Annotated in this window: 16 protein-coding genes; 8 read left to right on the forward strand and 8 right to left on the reverse strand. The window is 65.1% G+C overall.

What is annotated here, in order from left to right; genetic code table 11:
* The first annotated feature begins 60 nt into the window (after positions 1-60).
* Positions 61-837 carry an N-acetylmuramoyl-L-alanine amidase gene (locus KH389_RS00395; RefSeq protein ID WP_043862303.1) on the forward strand — a complete coding sequence of 259 codons (777 nt, stop codon included), beginning with the start codon at positions 61-63 and terminating at the stop codon, positions 835-837.
* A 75-nt stretch (positions 838-912) separates the two neighbouring features.
* Entirely contained in the window at positions 913-2,532 is a 1,620-nt protein-coding gene (locus KH389_RS00400) for an EAL domain-containing protein (RefSeq protein ID WP_043862304.1), read from the forward strand.
* A 42-nt stretch (positions 2,533-2,574) separates the two neighbouring features.
* On the opposite strand, the gene KH389_RS00405 is transcribed toward KH389_RS00400, so the two are convergent.
* Both KH389_RS00405 and algB read right to left on the reverse strand, forming a co-directional pair.
* Positions 2,575-4,350: a KinB sensor domain-containing domain gene (locus KH389_RS00405; RefSeq protein ID WP_173925029.1), complete on the reverse strand. Its 1,776-nt coding sequence runs from the start codon at positions 4,348-4,350 to the stop codon at positions 2,575-2,577.
* A gap of 8 nt (positions 4,351-4,358) precedes the next feature.
* Positions 4,359-5,705, reverse strand: coding sequence for a sigma-54-dependent response regulator transcription factor AlgB (gene algB / locus KH389_RS00410; protein ID WP_043862306.1), 1,347 nt, complete (start codon positions 5,703-5,705; stop codon positions 4,359-4,361).
* Between the two features lie 207 nt (positions 5,706-5,912).
* On the opposite strand from algB, the gene KH389_RS00415 reads away from it, so the two are divergent.
* The 6 genes from KH389_RS00415 to KH389_RS00440 all read left to right on the forward strand — a co-directional run bounded on the left by KH389_RS00415 (position 5,913) and on the right by KH389_RS00440 (position 11,387).
* On the forward strand, positions 5,913-6,746 hold the full coding sequence (locus KH389_RS00415; RefSeq protein WP_043862307.1) for a BON domain-containing protein: 834 nt from the start codon (positions 5,913-5,915) through the stop codon (positions 6,744-6,746).
* Between the two features lie 173 nt (positions 6,747-6,919).
* On the forward strand, positions 6,920-7,201 hold the full coding sequence (locus tag KH389_RS00420; protein ID WP_043862308.1) for a hypothetical protein: 282 nt from the start codon (positions 6,920-6,922) through the stop codon (positions 7,199-7,201).
* Between the two features lie 57 nt (positions 7,202-7,258).
* Positions 7,259-7,423, forward strand: coding sequence for a DUF1328 domain-containing protein (locus KH389_RS00425; RefSeq protein ID WP_009401691.1), 165 nt, complete (start codon positions 7,259-7,261; stop codon positions 7,421-7,423).
* Positions 7,424-7,425: 2 nt separating this feature from the next.
* Positions 7,426-7,896: an inhibitor of vertebrate lysozyme family protein gene (locus KH389_RS00430; protein WP_213606663.1), complete on the forward strand. Its 471-nt coding sequence runs from the start codon at positions 7,426-7,428 to the stop codon at positions 7,894-7,896.
* A 727-nt stretch (positions 7,897-8,623) separates the two neighbouring features.
* On the forward strand, positions 8,624-9,955 hold the full coding sequence (gltP, locus tag KH389_RS00435; protein WP_054916020.1) for a glutamate/aspartate:proton symporter GltP: 1,332 nt from the start codon (positions 8,624-8,626) through the stop codon (positions 9,953-9,955).
* 202 nt (positions 9,956-10,157) lie between these two features.
* The gene (locus KH389_RS00440; RefSeq protein WP_123753538.1) at positions 10,158-11,387 is read left to right on the forward strand and encodes a nucleoside recognition domain-containing protein; all 1,230 of its coding nucleotides are present in this window, start codon (positions 10,158-10,160) and stop codon (positions 11,385-11,387) included.
* Here KH389_RS00440 and KH389_RS00445 read toward each other — a convergent pair.
* From KH389_RS00445 to KH389_RS00470, 6 genes are all read right to left on the reverse strand, one after another.
* Complete coding sequence (locus KH389_RS00445) at positions 11,369-11,977, reverse strand: ABC-type transport auxiliary lipoprotein family protein (protein WP_213606664.1); 609 nt, start codon at positions 11,975-11,977, stop codon at positions 11,369-11,371. The two genes, KH389_RS00440 and KH389_RS00445, sit on opposite strands and share 19 nt — an antisense overlap.
* The gene (locus tag KH389_RS00450; protein WP_043862313.1) at positions 11,974-12,912 is read right to left on the reverse strand and encodes an MlaD family protein; all 939 of its coding nucleotides are present in this window, start codon (positions 12,910-12,912) and stop codon (positions 11,974-11,976) included. Before KH389_RS00450 ends, KH389_RS00445 begins: the two co-directional genes overlap by 4 nt.
* Position 12,913: 1 nt before the next feature.
* The gene (locus tag KH389_RS00455; RefSeq protein WP_043862314.1) at positions 12,914-13,708 is read right to left on the reverse strand and encodes an ABC transporter ATP-binding protein; all 795 of its coding nucleotides are present in this window, start codon (positions 13,706-13,708) and stop codon (positions 12,914-12,916) included.
* Positions 13,705-14,862 carry an ABC transporter permease gene (locus KH389_RS00460; RefSeq protein WP_173925070.1) on the reverse strand — a complete coding sequence of 386 codons (1,158 nt, stop codon included), beginning with the start codon at positions 14,860-14,862 and terminating at the stop codon, positions 13,705-13,707. The genes KH389_RS00455 and KH389_RS00460 overlap by 4 nt, the downstream gene beginning before the upstream one ends.
* 43 nt (positions 14,863-14,905) lie before the next feature.
* Positions 14,906-15,928 (reverse strand): DUF5924 family protein, encoded by a 1,023-nt coding sequence (locus KH389_RS00465; RefSeq protein ID WP_054916017.1) that lies wholly within the window; start codon positions 15,926-15,928, stop codon positions 14,906-14,908.
* 158 nt (positions 15,929-16,086) lie between these two features.
* Positions 16,087-17,457: a M16 family metallopeptidase gene (locus KH389_RS00470; protein WP_213606665.1), complete on the reverse strand. Its 1,371-nt coding sequence runs from the start codon at positions 17,455-17,457 to the stop codon at positions 16,087-16,089.
* Between the last annotated feature and the right edge of the window lie 19 nt (positions 17,458-17,476).

Here is a 17,476-nt window from a genome sequence, read left to right on the forward strand (position 1 = left end):
GTTTGCGCAGGATACGTTATGCTATTGCATTACCGACTGCCCAGGCCCTGCCCCATTTCCATGAAAGCCTTCCTTACCGCGCTTGTGATGCTGACATTGGCCGGTTGCGCCACCGGCCTGAAGATCGACCGTAGCCACCCCTCGGTCAACCAGGACAACCGCATCCAGTTCGTGGTGCTGCATTACACCAATGCCAACCTCGAGCGCTCGCTGGCCCTGCTGACCCACGGTGAGGTCAGCAGCCATTACCTGATCGGCGACAACCCGGCAACCATCTATCAGCTGGTGGATGAAAGTCGTCGCGCCTGGCATGCCGGCGACAGCCAGTGGGAGGGCCGGACCTGGCTCAACTCCACTTCCATCGGCATCGAGATCGTCAACCCGGGCTTCACCGACACCCCCACCGGGCGCGTGTGGCACCCCTACAGCGAGGCGCAGATCCAGGCGCTGATCGTACTGCTCAAGGATATCGTGCAGCGCAACGGCATCCAGCCGCGACACATCATCGGCCACAGCGACATCGCGCCCCTGCGCAAGCTCGACCCGGGCCCGATGTTTCCCTGGAAACGCCTGGCCGACGCCGGCCTTGGCGTCTGGCCCAACGCTCAGGCGGTGGCGCAGCAGCGCGCGCGCTTTGACGTCAACCCGCCAAGCATCACCTGGTACCAGCAGCAACTGGCGCGCTTTGGCTACGCCATCGAGCAGACCGGCGAGCTGGACGTGAGCACCCGGCATGTACTGGCAGCGTTCCAGATGCGCTTTCGGCCACAGCTGTTCGACGGCCAGCCGGATGCCCAGACTGCCGCGATTCTGCAGGTGCTGAACAGCCAGCGCTGAGCGGTACCGCCCAACGGGCAGGCTGATTCGTCCGGCAGTTGCTATACCTCATGGTATTCAACGGGATGATTCTTGATGTCGCCTGCCCTTGCCACGTTGCGTCGCCTCCTCTATCGACCCTGGCTGCTGGCCACGCTTGCGGCCACGGCGAGTGCAACCCTGTTGCTGCTGGCCAGCCTCGGCGTGGCCATGCACCAGGTGCAGCAGCGCGAAAGCGCGCAGATGAACGCCAAGGGCGAGCGCTTTCTCGAACGCCTGGAGCAGATCTTCGGCCAACTGCGCGAAAGCGTCGACGCCCTTCAGGCACAGCCCCTGCGCGGGTGCAGCAGTGCGATGCAGGCAGCCTTGCAGCAGGTGACCTTCGACAACCGCTTCGTGTTCGAGGCCACTTACCTCGACGGCACGCAGTCGTGCTCCAACCGGCTGGGCAGCAGCAACTTCGACCCGCTGCGGGCACCGGACATCCAGGGCCCCACCTACAGCTACTGGCTCAATACCACCACCGAACCCGACGACAACCGCGCCGCACTGGTGCTGGGGCGTGGGCACTTTCGCGTGTCGACGTCGCGCGGGCACCTGACCGACGTGGTCGACCTGCCGCCCGGTGGCAGCCTGCTGGTGGTGCTCGACCACGGCGCGCGTGCCGTGCCGGTACTGGGCCCGGAGCAGCCGTGGCCGCCCGGCGACCAGTGGCCGCCACCGCCCAGAGTGGACCTGATGGAACTGCCCGATCGCCTGGTATACCGCATGCCCACCAAATCGCCTGACTACCAGCTGGTGCTGATCACCCCGCGCGAAAGCCTGTCGCTGAAGATGAACGGCGTGCTCTGGCTGCTGTTCCCCGGCAGCCTGCTGTTGGCCTGGTGCATCGGCTGGCTGGTGCTGCAGCTGGTGCGCCAGAGCCGTTCGATGAGCTCGGAGCTGCAGGGCGCGCTGCGCCGTGGCGAAATGCAGGTGCTGTATCAGCCGATCTTCGAGCTGGCCAGCCGGCGCTGCGTGGGCGCCGAGGCCCTGGTGCGCTGGCGTCGCCCCGACGGCACGCTGACCAGCCCCGACCTGTTCATCCCGCTGGCGGAGAACACCGGGCAGATCCGCCAGATCACCGACTTCGTGCTGCAGCGTGTGCTCGAACAGCTGGGCCAGCTGCTGCGCGCCAACCGCCAGTTGTATATCTCGGTGAACCTGGCGGCGTGCGATGTGATGGTGCCGCGCATCGGCCGGGTGGCGGCGCGCCTGCTGGCCTTGCACCATGTGTCGGCCAGCCAGATCGCCTTCGAGGTCACCGAGCGCGGGCTGATCGACGTGGTGGTGGCGCGGGACAACCTGCAGGCATTGCGGGCGGTGGGGCACCAGGTGCTGATCGACGACTTCGGTACCGGCTATTGCAGCCTGGCCTACCTGCAGACCTTGCCGGTGGACTGCCTGAAGATCGACAAGGCGTTCATCGATGCCCTGGGGCACGACGCGGCCAGCAGCGGCGTGGCCCCGCACATCATCCGCATGGCCCACGCCCTGCAGTTGCGGGTGATCGCCGAGGGTATCGAGTACGAGGACCAGGCGTTGCTGCTCAACAGCGAGGGGGTCAACTATGGCCAGGGCTGGTTGTTCGCGCACCCGCTCAGTGCGCGCCAGTTCGTCGAGCTGGTGACCCGGGGGCGGCGGCTGGGGCCGCGGCGGATCGATGACGAGGCGTAGCGCCCCTTCGCCAGCAAGGCTGGCGCCTGCAGGCGAAGGCGGTTACACCGGCAGCGCCATGTAGAACTGCGTGCCCTGCCCTGGCCGTGAGTACACGCCCATGCGCCCGCCATGCAACTGCACGATCTCCTTGCACAGTGCCAGGCCCAGCCCGGCACCGCCTTTCTTGCGCCCAACCTGCACGAAGGGCTCGAAAATCCGCCCCTGCTGGCCATAGGCAATGCCTTCGCCATTGTCCTCGATACTGATGATCACCCGTTCGGCATGCCGCCGGGCATTGAGGCGGATACTGCCCGCCACCGGCGTATGGCGGATGGCATTGTCCAGCAGGTTGTCCAGCACCCGGTCCAGTTGCGCCGGGTCGGCCTGGATGCGCGGCAGTGGCGCGGCAAGCTCCACGCGCAACTCGATCTGCTTGTCGGCCAGCGCCGTTGCGAAGCGCTCGCGGGCCCGCGACAGCAACTCGTCGATCGCGCAGGGTTGCAGTTCGAGCTTCTGCAAGCCGCTCTGGTAGCGCGAAAAGTTGAGCAGGTCGTTGATCAGCTGGGTCAGCCGCTGCATCTCCTCGCCAATGGTGTCGAACAGGTCCGCCTCGCGGCTCTCGGCTGGAAACGTCAGGCGCTCGCGCAACAGGCCGAAGGCCATGTGCATGCCGGTCACCGGGGTGCGCAACTCGTGGGAGGCGCGCAGCACGAACTCGCTGCGCACCCGTTCGAAGGCGCGCTGTTCGGTGACGTCGTGCAGCACCATCACCGCGCCCAGGATCTGCCCCTGTGGATGGCACACCGGGGTCAGGCTGTAGGCCAGCAGGCGGGTTTCTTCATCTATTTCCAGGCTCAGGTCGTCCGGCACGCGGTCCAGGCTGCCGCCACGCAATATCAGGCGCAGCTGATCGTCCAGCTCCGGGCGTTGCAGCGCCTTGCCCAGGCCCTGGCCCAGGCGGCTGGCGTCCCAGCCCAGCTGGCGCTGGGCCACCGGGTTGAGGTGTTCCAGATGGCCTTCGCGGTCAATGATCAGCAGGCCGTCGTCGATGCTGTCGAGCACCGCCTGCAGGCGCTGCTGGCCGGCCAGCAGTTCGTCGACATTGGTGGCCTGATGCTTGCGCAGTGCCTCGGCCATCAGCCCGAAACGGCGGGTGAGCTGGTTGATCTCCACGGCCGGGGTTACCGGCAGGGTGACCTCGAAGTTGCCCTGGCCGATCTGGTCGGCGGCCTTGGCCAGCGCCTCGATCGGCTGGCCGAAGCGGCGTGCGATGCCGTGGGCAGTGATGAAACCCAGCACCAGCACGGCAAGCCCGAGCAGGCCCAGCATGCTGGAGACCAGCAGGGCACGTTCGCGGGCCTTCTGTTCACTGTGGTTGATATGCGCCAGGGCCTGCTTGTGCGAGTCGATCAGGTCGGTGCGCAACTGGTTGAAGGCTTCGCCCAGGGGTTGGTCCGGGCCCAGGTTGCGGCTGGGCTCGGGGCTGTCGCGAAAGGCCTTGAGGAAGGCCTGGTAATCACGGTTGGCGGTACTGAAACCCGCAAACCCCTCGGCCTGGCGTTCATGGCTCAGGCCCTCGTCGAGCAGTTGCTGAAACTTGTCCTGCAGCGGTTGCAGCGCCTGCACCTCGCTGTCCGGGTCCAGCAGCAGGGACAGCTGTTCACCCAGGTTCTGACGCAGCTTCAGGCCCAGGTCGAGGATGTAGGAGTTGTCGCTGATCAGCTTCTGCTGCGAGCTGGCCATCTGCTGCACGCTGACCAGGCCCAGAATCAGGCCCAGCAGGGCCACGGTGATCAGCGCCGAGATGCTGAGAAAAAGCCGCGTGCGCAGCTTCATTGCCAGCTTCACAGGTTGTACTGCTTGCGCTTGCGGTACAGCGTCGAGGCATCGATGCCCAGTGTCTTGGCGGCCTGGTCAAGGGTGTCGCTGGTGGCCAGCACTGCACCGATGTGCGCGCGCTCCAGCTCGTCGAGGCTCAATGCAGCCCCCACCCGCGGCGCGTTGCTGGTGGGTTGTTCGGCCATGCCCAGGTGGCTGACCTCTACCCGCTCCTGCGGGCAGATGATGCTCGCCCGTTCGATCACGTTGCGCAGCTCGCGAATGTTGCCCGGCCAGCGGTAGTTGAGCAGCGCGGCGCGGGCCTCGTCGCTGAAACCGCGGGCGGGGCGCGCGTATTCCTTGACGAAGCGGGCCAGGAAGCGGTCGGCCAGGGTCAGGATGTCTTCGCTGCGTTCGCGCAGCGGCGGCAGGTGCAGGGTAATCACGTTCAGACGGTACAGCAGGTCTTCGCGAAAACGCCCGTCGCGCACCATGTCCTCTAGGTTGAGGTTGGTGGCTGCCAGAATCCGCACGTCGGCGCGGCGCGTGACCGGGTCGCCGACCCGCTCGTACTCCTTGTCCTGGATGAAGCGCAGCAGCTTGGGTTGCAGGGTCAGCGGGAAGTCGCCGATCTCGTCGAGAAACAGGGTGCCGCCGTCGGCCTGGTTGACCCGGCCCAGGGTGCTTTCACTGGCCCCGGTAAATGCCCCGCGACTATGGCCGAACAGCTCGCTTTCCATCAGTTCGGCCGTCAGCGAAGGGCAGTTGATGGTCACGCAGGCCTTGCGCGAGCGTTTGCTCCAGCCATGAATGGCACGTGCCAGCTCGCCTTTACCGGTACCGGACTCGCCAAGGATCAGAATGTTGGCGTCGGTGTTGGCCACCTGGCGCGCGGTTTCGAGTACCACCATCATGGCCGGGCTGTGGGAATCCAGGCCGTCCTTGGGTTTGCGCACTTCCCCTTCCAGGGCCTCCAGACGCGCCGAGAGCTGGCGCACCTCCAGTTGTTTGGCAGTGGCCAGGCGCAGCTGGTCGGGGCTGCACGGTTTGACCAGGTAATCGGCGGCGCCGGCCTGGATCGCATCGACTGCGGTGTCGACCGCCGAATGCGCGGTCACTATGACCACGCGCATCCATGGCGCCTGGATACGCATCTGCGCCAGTACGTCCAGGCCGTTGTCTTCGCCCAGGCGCAGGTCCAGAAAGCACAGGTCGAACACCTGGCGCTGCAACAGGGTTTCGGCCTGGGCGGCGCTGTTGGCCGTGGCCACGCTGTAGCCTTCATCTTCCAGGCAATAGCGGAAGGTACGCAGGATTGCGGACTCGTCGTCTACCAGCAGAATGCGGCCCTGATGTTCCGTGGCAGATTCCATTTTCCTACGCTCCTTTAAGAATGTTCTTGGTTAGTCTCGGAAAAATCGGGCAAGTTGCATGGTCGATTCTGATTGATTCCGCGCCCTGCATGCTAGCTCCCTGCTGCGAATATGACTAACTCATTGAAAATAATGAGTTTGTTTATTTTTTGAGCACTGGCACAACGATTGCGATGATGTTCCTTCTGACCAACAGGAGGCTTCATCATGCGTGCAATACGCCCGTTGGCAGTTCTGACTGCCGCACTTCTGCTCACCCCGCTGGGTGTCACCAGCGCCTCGGCGGCCGAACCCGGCCTACAGCAGGCCCGTCAGGAAGGCGCCTTGCAGACCGCCCTGGCGCTCAACCGACTGCTCAACCCGTTCAAGATCGAAGTGGCCATCCAGGGTCAGACCGCCCGCCTGCAGGGCGAGGTGGAAAACGAGGTGGAGCGCGAGCTGGCGGCGCAGGTGGCACTGGCCACCGCCGGCATCGAGCAGGTCGACAACCAGTTGCAGGTCAACCCCGAGCTGGTGGATGAAACCCTGCAACGGCGCGCCTATGCCCAGCGCCTGGAGGACGCCACCCTGGGGGCGGTTATCCGCGCCCGCCTGCTGTGGAGCAGCCAGACCCAGGGCCTGCCCATCGAAGTCGACAGCCGGGCCGGGGTGGTCACCCTGCGTGGCCGGGTGACCAGCGCAGAGGCCAAGCAGATGGCCGGCAGCGTGGCGGCCTCTACCGATGGCGTGTACCTGGTCAACAACCTGATCAGCCTGGGCGTGAGCGACCCGGCCCAGGCCCGCGAGCAGGCCGCTGCGGCAGCGGCCGAGGTGCAGAGCGACGCGTGGATCAACGACAAGGTGCAGACCAGCTTCTTATATAGCCGCAACCTGGACGGGCCCAACATCAAGGTGGCGACCCAGGAGGGCGTGGTGCGCCTGTCCGGGGAAGTCATGAGCAACGAGCAGAAGACCATCGCCCAGGAGATTGCCCGCCAGATCCGCGGCGTGCGCGGGGTGGACGCCGACATGCTCAAGGTGGCGATCAAGGTGGAGGGCTGATCGTGCAAATCGCACGAGGCCCTGGGGGGCATCGTGCAGGATGCGTCCTGCAGCTGCCCTCAGTACATACCTAAGATGTTGATTTATAAGCGTTTTATTTGATTTCAAAAGCTGGCATGCAGGCTGCAATGACTCTATCAGTCAATAACAACGATGCAGCAGAGGAGCCCGGCATGAACCTGTTAACCGCCGCCCTAGTGCAGATTTCCCCGCTTCACGTACGCCAGTTGCTGTTTCTCTGCCTGGCGGCGCTTCTGACCCTGGTTGCAGGGCAGATGTACAGCATCTGGCAGTCCAAGCAGATCGCCAACCAGATGTCCGTACAGGCTTATCACGTGGCCCATGTGCAGGCCACGCGTGCTTCGATGCTGGAAGCCAGGACCGCGCCACGTACCCACTCGGTCGATGCGGCCACCGTGGAAACCGTCGTGCCGCAGGAACGCTGGGTGTTCTGACCGAGCAATGCCCCACATCTGACACAACCGCTTTCAAAAACGGTAAGGAGAAACACCATGTTAAGTTGGGCCATCACCTTCCTGATCATCGCCATTGTCGCTGCCGTACTGGGCTTCGGTGGTATCGCCGGCGCCGCTACCGGTATCGCGAAGATTCTCTTCATTGTCTTCCTGGTACTGTTCGTCGCTTCCTTCTTCTTCGGTCGTCGCGGTAGAGGTTGACTATGAAAGGGACGCTCTACAGAGCCCTGGCAGGCGCCCTGATGGTGGGGGCCTGTACAGCGGCGATGGCGGCCAATGACGGCCAGGTCCGGACCAGCCAACTGCTTGGTTCGGACCCCGAGTACCGGGAAACCTGGCAGAAAGTGGTCAAAAAGCAGGAGCGGCTGCCCGATTGGGTCATCAACCTCAGTGGTGCTTCCACCGAGCAGATGACGGCGATCGAGGAAGACGGCGTCAAGTATCTGGTCGGCCCCTTGTGTGAGACCGAGCAGAGCTGCGACAGCAGCCGTCTTATCGTGGCCTTCAGCTGGGACAAGGATGAGGCATACGCGCTGTGGGTCCAGGTACCCGCCGGCCTGCCTGCCGACAAGTCACCCAGCCGTCACACCGACAAGCGTTGGTTGGGCGAGCCGAATGACGGCATGAAACAGATGCTCGAAGAGCAGCTGAAGAAAGACCCGAACTACTACTGAGTGTCGCCGGACGCATCAGTATCACCATGGAAGCTGAACCTTTTGCCTGTTCCAGTTTCTATGCTGCGCCCGCTCGAGGAGAGCGGACGCATGACCAGGGGGCCGGGCTGCTCTGATTGCTACAGGATCGGAGGGGCCTAGGGGTACAGGGAGTACCTCCTTCATGGGCCGGGTCAGGGTGGTAAACGGCAACACAGTCGTGGACCGGGTCGCATGCCGCCAGGGCAGCCCCCGGTCAGACTTGTGCACCCGGCGCAAGCCTGATGCATTTCCCCGCTTGAAAGTGACAGATCGGCCAGACGGCTGACCACCCATCAAAAAAATTCCTGACTTCTTTGACCTGCCAAATGACGTTTTTCACGCATTCGGATTGTCGAACAACGCTGTTTTGCCGGTTTGTGGATACCGCTGTATCGGCCTAATCATGGCGCTTTGGCCTTATTCGGGATTCCGAACGGGTAGGTTTTCTGCCGCTGGGACGTCCGTTTCATGCCAAAAAGATCATGCCGATTCGGCATAGGGTAGTCATTTACGGCATTAGACTCAGTGCGCCTGCATCGGAATAGTTGCGCCTTTTTCGCTGGTCCGAGCGCCCCTTGCGCTCACTTGCGGTGACCTTCTACGGCGCATTGCCTGCACCATGAAAACTCCAGGGAATCGCTTTCAGCGGCTCTAGAATGCAGGTTTCAAGGCAGTGACCGTGTCCACTTGAACAAAGGGTAACGACATGAAGAAGGCAAAACTAAGCCTCGCCTGGCAAATCCTCATCGGTCTGGTATTGGGGATCGCCATCGGGGCGTTGCTGAACCATTTCAGTGCAGAAAAGGCATGGTGGATCAGTAACGTCCTGCAACCGGCAGGTGACATCTTCATTCGCCTGATCAAGATGATCGTCATCCCGATCGTGATTTCGTCGCTGGTCGTGGGTATCGCCGGGGTTGGCGATGCGAAGAAACTTGGCAGTATCGGCCTCAAGACCATCATCTATTTCGAGGTGGTGACCACCATCGCGATCGTGGTCGGCCTGGTGTTGGCCAACCTGTTCCACCCGGGCGCCGGCATCGACATGAGCACCCTGGGCACCGTGGATATCTCCAAGTACCAGGCCACCGCCGCCGAGGTGCAGCATGAGCATGCGTTCATCGAGACCATCCTCAACCTGATCCCGTCGAACATCTTTGCAGCGCTGATGCGTGGCGAGATGCTGCCGATCATCTTCTTCTCGGTGCTGTTCGGCCTGGGCCTGTCGAGCCTGCAGGCAGACATCCGCGACCCGCTGGTGAAAACCTTCCAGGGCGTGTCGGAAGCCATGTTCAAGGTCACCCACATGATCATGAACTACGCCCCGATCGGCGTGTTCGCCCTGATTGCGGTGACCGTGGCCAACTTCGGTTTCGCCTCGCTGCTGCCGCTGGCCAAGCTGGTGCTGCTGGTGTACTTCGCCATCGCCTTCTTCGCCTTCATGGTGCTGGGCCTGATCGCCCGCCTGTTCGGTTTCTCGATCCTGAAACTGATGCGCATCTTCAAGGACGAGCTGATCCTGGCCTATTCCACCGCCAGCTCCGAGACCGTGCTGCCGCGCGTGATCCAGAAGATGGAAGCCTACGGTTCGCCCAAGGCCATCTGCAGCTTCGTGGTGCCGACCGGCTACTCGTTCAACCTGGACGGTTCGACCCTGTACCAGAGCATCGCGGCGATCTTCATCGCCCAGCTGTACGGCATCGACCTGTCGATCAGCCAGCAACTGCTGCTGGTGCTGACCCTGATGGTCACCTCCAAAGGCATTGCCGGTGTGCCGGGCGTATCGTTCGTGGTGCTGCTGGCGACCCTGGGCAGCGTGGGCATCCCGCTCGAAGGCCTGGCGTTCATCGCCGGTGTCGACCGCATCATGGACATGGCGCGTACCGCCCTGAACGTGATCGGCAACGCCCTGGCGGTACTGGTCATCTCGCGCTGGGAAGGCATGTATGACGATGCCAAGGGCCAGGCGTACTGGAACTCGCTGCCGCACTGGCGCAGCAAGACCCCGGCGCCGGCTGGCGAGACCGCTCAGCACTAAGCTGCTGACGGCTTGAAACACAAGAGCCCCGACCCGTCGGGGCTTTTTGTTGCCTGCCAGAAGCTTCGCCGGCAAGGCCGGCTGCTACAGACGATGCCGAACCTGTAGGAGCCGGCCTTGCCGGCGAATGGGCCGCCGCCGTTTATGGCGTCTGCCTACCCACCCCGCTATCATGCGCTCCAACTTGCAAGGGAAACGACCAATGCTCAACGGCCTCTGGCTCGGCTTTTTCGTGGTGGCCGCCCTCTCCGCACTGGTGCAGTGGCTGGTGGGTGGCAACGCGGGCATCTTCGCCGCCATGGTCGAGAGTATCTTCGCCATGGCCAAGCTTTCGGTCGAAGTCATGGTGCTGCTGTTCGGTACCCTGACCCTGTGGCTGGGCTTTCTGAAGATCGCCGAAAAGGCCGGTATCGTCGACTGGCTGGCCAAGGTACTCGGCCCGCTGTTCCGTCGCCTGATGCCCGAGGTACCGCCCGGCCACCCGGCGCTGGGCCTGATCACCCTGAACTTCGCCGCCAACGGCCTGGGCCTGGACAACGCCGCCACGCCTATCGGCCTCAAGGCCATGCGCGCCCTGCAGGAGCTCAACCCCAGCTCCACCACGGCAAGCAACGCGCAGATCCTGTTCCTGGTGCTCAATGCCTCGTCACTGACCCTGCTGCCGGTGACCATCTTCATGTACCGCGCCCAGCAAGGCGCTATGGACCCGACCCTGGTGTTCCTGCCGATCCTGCTGGCCACCAGCGCCTCGACCCTGGTGGGCCTGCTGTCGGTGGCGGTGATGCAGCGCCTGCGCCTTTGGGACCCGGTGGTGCTCGCCTACATGGTGCCCGGCGCGCTGCTGCTGGGCGGCTTCATGGCGCTGCTGGCGGGCCTGTCGGCCACCGCGCTGGCCACCCTGTCGTCGATCCTGGGCAACCTCACGCTGTTCGGCCTGATCATGCTGTTTCTGCTGGTCGGCGCATTCAAGCGGGTGCCGGTGTACGAAACCTTCGTCGAAGGTGCCAAGGAAGGGTTCGACGTGGCCAAGAGCCTGCTGCCCTACCTGGTGGCGATGCTGTGCGCGGTCGGCGTGCTGCGCGCCTCGGGGGCGCTGGAGTTCGGCCTGGACGGCATTCGTCATGTAATCGAATGGCTGGGCTGGGACACGCGTTTCGTCGATGCCCTGCCCACCGCGCTGGTCAAGCCGTTCTCCGGCAGCGCGGCGCGGGCCATGCTGATCGAGACCATGCAGACCCACGGGGTGGACAGCTTCCCGGCACTGGTGGCCGCGACCATCCAGGGCAGCACCGAAACCACCTTCTACGTGCTGGCGGTGTACTTCGGCGCCGTGGGTATCCAGCGCGCACGCCACGCCGTGGGCTGCGCGCTGCTGGCCGAGCTGGCCGGGGTGCTGGCGGCCATCGCGGTGTGCTACTGGTTCTTCGCCTGAGCCACGGTCCAGTCCACCAGTTGCGCCATCAGCCGGTCGGTGGCCTGGCCGAAGCCGCCGACCACCGCCGGTACCTGGGTCTGCGCCACCGGCTGGCGCACCTCGAAGCTGTGGCTGGCCAGCACGCGCTGGGTACGCCCCTGCACCAGTCGCGCATCCAGGCGCACCACTACTGCCAGCCCGGCATCGCTGTACTCGCTCTGGAACGCCTGCAGTTCGCCGACGATCTCGTAGTCGGCCTGCAGGTTGGCGTCGTCGGCACTTACCCGCTGTACCCGGCCATCGCGCTGGAAGGCGTCGAGCATGCGGTTGCGCAGCAGTGCCGGCACCGGGTCGGCCCAGCGTGCGCCCTTGTAGCTGCTGATCAGGTCGCCTGCCGGCACCACGGCAATGCGCGGTGTGCCGAGGATCTCGCTGGCCAGCGGCTTGTTGATACGCAGGGTCCAGGCCACGGGTGCGGAGTTGCTGCGCACCGGTTGCGCCGCCGGCAGGCGGTACACGTCGGCCGGCTCCGCCTTGGGCAGGATCGAGCAGGCGCTGCTCAGGCTCAGCAGCGCGGCCAGGGCGAGGGTGCGGCAGGGGCGGCTCATGGGGTGAACTCCTTGTTTTTGTCGCGGCCCAGCAGGTAACCGCTGGGGTTGGCCTCCAGGCGCTGGGAGATGCCCTTCAAGGCAGTCAGGGTATCGCGCAGTTCGCGAATCGCCGGGGCCAGTTCGTTGAAGCCCTGGGCGCCGCTGGTGATCGCCTCGCGGTTGTCGGTGAGCAACGCGTCGATGGTGGCGGTGCTGCGCGCCAGCGACTGCATGGCCTGGTCGGCGCTGTTGACGATCTGCTTGCCGTCGCTGCCGAGCAGGCTGTTGGCGTTGCGCATCAGCTGGCTGGTCTGCTCCAGCGCCGCGCCGGCCTGCTTGCCCACCTGGGCCATCTGCTGGATGGCCAGGCGGATGTCGTCGCGCTGCCCGGCGATCGCGCCGGTGGTCTGCTCCAGGTTGGCCAGGGTGGCGCCCAGGCGGGTGGCATTCTCTTCGGAGAACAGCCGGTTGGCGTTGTGCAGCAGCAGGTTGATGTTGGTCACCAGGTCGCTGCTGTTGTTGAGCAGGCGCGCAATCGGCGATGGCGAGGCGACGATCACCGGCAGCCGGCCGCCCTTGCCTTCCAGCGGCGGGCTCTGCGGGGTGCCGCCGCTGAGCTGGATCAGCGAGGTGCCGGTGACGCCGGTCAGGGTCAGCTTGGCCTGGGTGTCCTGCTTGATCGGGGTCTCGGCGCTCAGGCGGATCTGCGCCAGCACCCGGCGGGGGTCGTTGGGGTCCAGGCGCAGGCTGATCACATCGCCCACCTTGATCCCGCTGTACTGCACCGCACTGCCCTTGGACAGCCCGGTGACGGCCTCGTTGAACACCACCTCGTAGTCCTTGAAGGTGCTGTCGACGCTCGACTTGGCCAGCCACAGGCCGAACAGCATGGCGCCGGCCACCACCAGCACGGTGACCAGCCCGATCAACACATGGTGCGCGCGGGTTTCCATTTCAGTTCTCCTTGAGCGCTGTGGCGGCCTGGTAGGCCGCACGGCCGCGCGGGCCATGAAAATAGTCGTGAATCCACGCGTCGTCGGTTTCCGAGACCTGGTCGATGGGGCCGGCCACCAGCACCTTCTTCTGCGCCAGCACGGCCACGCGGTCGGTGATGGTGTAGAGGGTGTCCAGGTCGTGGGTGATCAGGAACACGCTCAGGCCCAGCGCATCGCGCAGGGTCAGGATCAACTGGTCGAAGGCGGCCGCGCCGATCGGGTCGAGCCCGGCGGTGGGCTCGTCGAGAAACAGGATGTCCGGGTCCAGCGCCAGGGCGCGGGCCAGGGCGGCGCGCTTGATCATGCCGCCCGACAGCGACGCGGGGTATTTGTCGGCCGCCGACAGCGGTAGCCCGGCCAGGGCCAGCTTGACCCCGGCCAGATGCTCGGCGTCGGCGCGGCTCAGGCCGGCATGTTCGATCAGCGGCAGTGCGACGTTCTCGGTGACGGTCAACGACGAGAACAGCGCGCCCTTCTGGTACAGCACGCCGAAGCGACGCTCCACCTGCGAGCGCTGCTGGTCGCTGGCCTGGCTGAGGTCCTGGCCGAAGATCCTCACCGTGCCCTCGTTGGGCCGGCGCAGGCCGACGATGCTGCGCAGCAGCACCGACTTTCCACTGCCCGAGCCGCCGACCACGGCGAGGATCTCGCCGCGGTACAGGTCCAGGTCGAGCTGTTCGTGCACGCTCTGGGTGCCGAAGCGGTTGCACAGGCCCCGCACCTCGATGACCTTCTCGCGGCTTGCCTCACTCACCAGCTCATCTCCATGAAGAACAGTGCGAACACCGCATCCAGCACGATCACCACGAAGATCGACTGGACCACCGCCGAGGTGGTGTGGGCGCCGACCGATTCGGCGCTGCCGGTCACCTTGAAACCTTCCAGGCAACCGATGGCCGCGATCAGGAAGGCGAAGAACGGCGCCTTGGCCAGGCCCACCAGGAAGTGCTGCACGCCGATGTCGCTTTCCAGCAGCGACAGGAACATCGCCGGCGAGATGTCCAGCGACACCGCGCACACCACGGCGCCACCGATGATGCCGCACAGCATCGCGACGAAGGTCAGCAATGGCAGCGCGATCAGCAGCGACAGCACCCGCGGCACCACCAGCAGCTCGACCGGGTCCAGGCCCAGGGTGCGGATCGCATCGATTTCCTCGTTGGCCTTCATCGAGCCGATCTGCGCGGTGAAGGCGCTGGCGGTGCGTCCTGCCATCAGGATGGCGGTAAGCAGTACGCCGAATTCACGCAGGAACGAGAACGCCACCAGGTCGACGGTGAAGATGCTCGCGCCGAAACTGGCCAGCACCGTGGCGCCGAGAAAGGCCACTACCGCACCCACCAGAAAGGTCAGCAGCGCGACGATGGGCGCCGCGTCCAGGCCGGTCTGTTCGATGTGCGCGACCACGGCGGTCATGCGCCAGCGCCTGGGTTGCAGCAGGCGCCGGGCCAGGGTGGCGATGATCAGGCCGATGAAGCCGAGCAGTTGCCGGGTGTCTTGCCACAGCACGTCGACTGCCCGGCCGATGCGGCACAGCAGTTGGGTCAGCACGGACGTTTCGGGCTGGCGCTCTGGCAGGCAGTAGTCCTGTAGCGAGCAGTACACGGTGTGCAGCAAGGCGCGGTCGGCGGCCGACAGCGGGCTGGCGTGGTCATCGGCCAGTTGCCCCAGGCGCTCGGCACCCAGCAGTTCGACCAGCAGCGAGGCGCCGGCGGTGTCCAGCTTGCCCAGCTGGGCGAGGTCGACCTGGGCGCTGGCATCGTACTGGCCGTGCAGGGCCTCGGTGCTGCGCTTGAGCGGCGTGTAGTTGGCCAGGGTCCAGTCGCCGGCGATGCGCAGGCAGGCCGGGCTGCGCGTGGTATCGAGGGTGGCGCTGGCGGGGGTGACGGTGGTGGTCATAGGCTCCAGACAGTCCGGCAGGCGCTCCAGTGCGCCGGGTCAGAGCATAGCGTCACTTGGCGACGGATGCTTGACCGTCATCAACCACCTCGAAGCGCAGCACGCCGATCACCTGGCCGTCTTCGGTGAGCACGCGCACCTGCCAGTGCCCGACCGGGTTGCTGGGGAACACCTGCTTGTGGGTCCAGGCGCGGTAGCCTTCCTTGCGCCCGCCATTGATGTTCAGGGCAATGCGATCGACCTCTTTGCCGTCCTGTTTCCATACGTGGTAGATGCGTTCGTTGAGGCCGCGCGGGGCCTTGATCGCGGTATAGGCATAGAGCCCGGCGCTGCGGATCTGGCTGGCGCTGACCTGCTCCAGGCTGTCGCCGGGGGTGCGGTTCTGCAGCTGGGTGCTGATGGCCACTTCGGTCATCCACAGTGTCGCCGGCGGCACCCACGAGCGCAGCAGCCAGCCGCTGCCGCCAACGGCCAGGGTGACCAGCACCAGCATGGCGGCACGGCGCCAGTGATTGATCGGGAAGCTGCTGGCCAGGCTCGGGAACGACAGCAGCATGGCGATGCCCAGCGCCAGCTTGAAGCTCTGCGACGTGGTCAGGTGCAGGATGATCGGCAGCGCCGTGAGCAGCGCGGCGAACAGGGTCAGGGTGTGCAGGGCCAGGAACAGCCAGCGGCGCGGCGCCAGCCAGCGGTAGTACAGCGGGTCGACGATCGACACCAGCCCGGCGCCGGCCAGCAGGCCGGTGAACACCAGCTGGCCGCTGTTCCAGGTGGTGGTGACGAAGAAGAACGGCAGCACGAAGAACAGGCTTTCCTGGTGGATCATCTGCGTGGCGTAGCGCAGCAGCGGCTGCGGGATCTCGCGCTTGAACAGGCGGGTGAACAGCTGGGTGAAGGTGTTCTCGAACATCAGCCACAGCCAGCTCACCAGCAGCAGGATCGCGACCCAGCTGGCCAGGCCTTCCTGACGGTCGACCAGGATGAAACTGCCGATACCGGAAATGAAACCGCCGAGGGCGATGACCCCCGGGTAGCGCTTTATCAGGTCGATCAGGCGCAGGAGAAGTGCGGGCATGGTGGGGCGTTCGCTGGGTGAGGTAAAAATCTGTTACAGGATACGCTGCTTGCTGCGCTTGTAGGAGCCGGCGTTGCCGGCGAAGGCCGTTGCGCGTTCGGCGTGGCTGCGCGGTGCGGCATTCGCCGGCAACGCCGGCTCCTACATCCGCGGTAGCGTCAGCGGCGTCGCCGCCATAGCAGCATGCCCGCCAGCAACACCCCTAGCCCCAGTGCCCCCAACCCATACAGCTGGTCATACCCCAGCAACGGCTTCTCTACCCGCACATACCCAGGCTCGGCGAACAGCGCCTGCAGCGCCGCATCCGCATCCTCCAGGCTGACCTCGCGCAACCGGGTCTTCGCCTCGCCGACCCGACCGTCGGCATAGTCGTTCAACGCTCCCCAGTAGTAGTCGGCCAGCGCGCTGTTGCCCTGGCTGGTCCACGCTTCGCGGGCGATTGCCGCGGCCTTGATGCGCTCGAACGTGGCGCGGTCCAGTCCGTCCTTGCGCAGGCGCTCGATCATCTGCCCCAGGATCTGCTCGGCCGCCTCGACCTGATCGCTGTCCAGGTCGGCATTCAGGCTCAACAGGCCGGTGTCGCCAAAACGCTCGCGCTGCGCCGACGGCCCGTACGACAGGCTGTGCTGCAGGCGCAATTCGCGATACAGCGCCCAGTCCAGGTAGCGCTGCAGCAGGTCGTAGGTGGCGTCGTGGTTTTCATCCAGCACCGGCTCCAGGAACATCCAGTGCAACCGCGCACTGTCGCCCAGCCAGCCGCGGATCAGCTCGCGGCGCGCCTGGGCCTTGTGGGTCACGCCATCGAGTACCCGGCGCTCGCCCGGTTCCACCGGCTCCAGCTGGCCCCAGGTGCGCTCCAGGTAGGCGGGCAGCACGCGATCCAGGCCGCCGACCACGATCAGGCTCATGTTGTTGGGGGCGTACCAGTGCTGGCGCAGTTCATTCACTTCTTCCAGGGTCATGTCCTGCACCGAGGAGCGCTCGGCACACTTGAGCCCCAGCTCCACCGCCAGCTGGTCGCTGGCGCGGTGGCCGAGGTCCTGGCGGTCCAGCCAGCGCTGCAGGTGGGTGTAGTGCCCGCCATCTTCACGCTCGACGATGCTCTTCGACACCTGCAAGGCGTCGGCATCGATACGTGTGTCCTGGAGCACGGCCAGCAGCAGGTCGAGCACCTTGCGCTGGTTGCGCGCCGGGGCCTCGATGACGAAGGTGGTGTCGGCGCTGCTGGTGTAGGCGTTCCATTCACCGCCAAGAGCCTGCATGCGTTCTTCCAGCCCGCCTTCGCCCGTGTCGTCGATACCGCTGAACAGCAGGTGTTCGAGCAGGTGCGGCAGTTCCTGGCGCACGCACGGGAAGTCGTCGAAGCCGATGCCCACCACCAGTCGGATCGACACATGGTCGCGCTCGTAGCCGGGCTTGAGCAGCACCTGCAGGCCGTTGGGCAACAGGTAGCCCTCGACCTGGGTGCGGTCGAGGGCAAAGCTTGAAGGGGCGCCCAGCAACAGGCAGATGAACATCAGGCAACGCATCACAGGCTTCCTTGCACGG

The sequence above is a fragment of the Pseudomonas qingdaonensis genome, from assembly GCF_018398475.1.
In the GTDB taxonomy this organism is placed as follows: Bacteria; Pseudomonadota; Gammaproteobacteria; order Pseudomonadales; family Pseudomonadaceae; genus Aquipseudomonas; species Aquipseudomonas palmensis.

Coding starts and splice junctions, on each gene's coding strand:
- KH389_RS00395 (WP_043862303.1), top strand. CDS start 61: ATGAAAGCCTTCCTTACCGCGCTTGTGATGCTGACATTGGCCGGTTGC.
- KH389_RS00400 (WP_043862304.1), top strand. CDS start 913: ATGTCGCCTGCCCTTGCCACGTTGCGTCGCCTCCTCTATCGACCCTGG.
- KH389_RS00405 (WP_173925029.1), bottom strand. CDS start 4,350: ATGAAGCTGCGCACGCGGCTTTTTCTCAGCATCTCGGCGCTGATCACC.
- algB (WP_043862306.1), bottom strand. CDS start 5,705: ATGGAATCTGCCACGGAACATCAGGGCCGCATTCTGCTGGTAGACGAC.
- KH389_RS00415 (WP_043862307.1), top strand. CDS start 5,913: ATGCGTGCAATACGCCCGTTGGCAGTTCTGACTGCCGCACTTCTGCTC.
- KH389_RS00420 (WP_043862308.1), top strand. CDS start 6,920: ATGAACCTGTTAACCGCCGCCCTAGTGCAGATTTCCCCGCTTCACGTA.
- KH389_RS00425 (WP_009401691.1), top strand. CDS start 7,259: ATGTTAAGTTGGGCCATCACCTTCCTGATCATCGCCATTGTCGCTGCC.
- KH389_RS00430 (WP_213606663.1), top strand. CDS start 7,426: ATGAAAGGGACGCTCTACAGAGCCCTGGCAGGCGCCCTGATGGTGGGG.
- gltP (WP_054916020.1), top strand. CDS start 8,624: ATGAAGAAGGCAAAACTAAGCCTCGCCTGGCAAATCCTCATCGGTCTG.
- KH389_RS00440 (WP_123753538.1), top strand. CDS start 10,158: ATGCTCAACGGCCTCTGGCTCGGCTTTTTCGTGGTGGCCGCCCTCTCC.
- KH389_RS00445 (WP_213606664.1), bottom strand. CDS start 11,977: ATGAGCCGCCCCTGCCGCACCCTCGCCCTGGCCGCGCTGCTGAGCCTG.
- KH389_RS00450 (WP_043862313.1), bottom strand. CDS start 12,912: ATGGAAACCCGCGCGCACCATGTGTTGATCGGGCTGGTCACCGTGCTG.
- KH389_RS00465 (WP_054916017.1), bottom strand. CDS start 15,928: ATGCCCGCACTTCTCCTGCGCCTGATCGACCTGATAAAGCGCTACCCG.
- KH389_RS00470 (WP_213606665.1), bottom strand. CDS start 17,457: ATGCGTTGCCTGATGTTCATCTGCCTGTTGCTGGGCGCCCCTTCAAGC.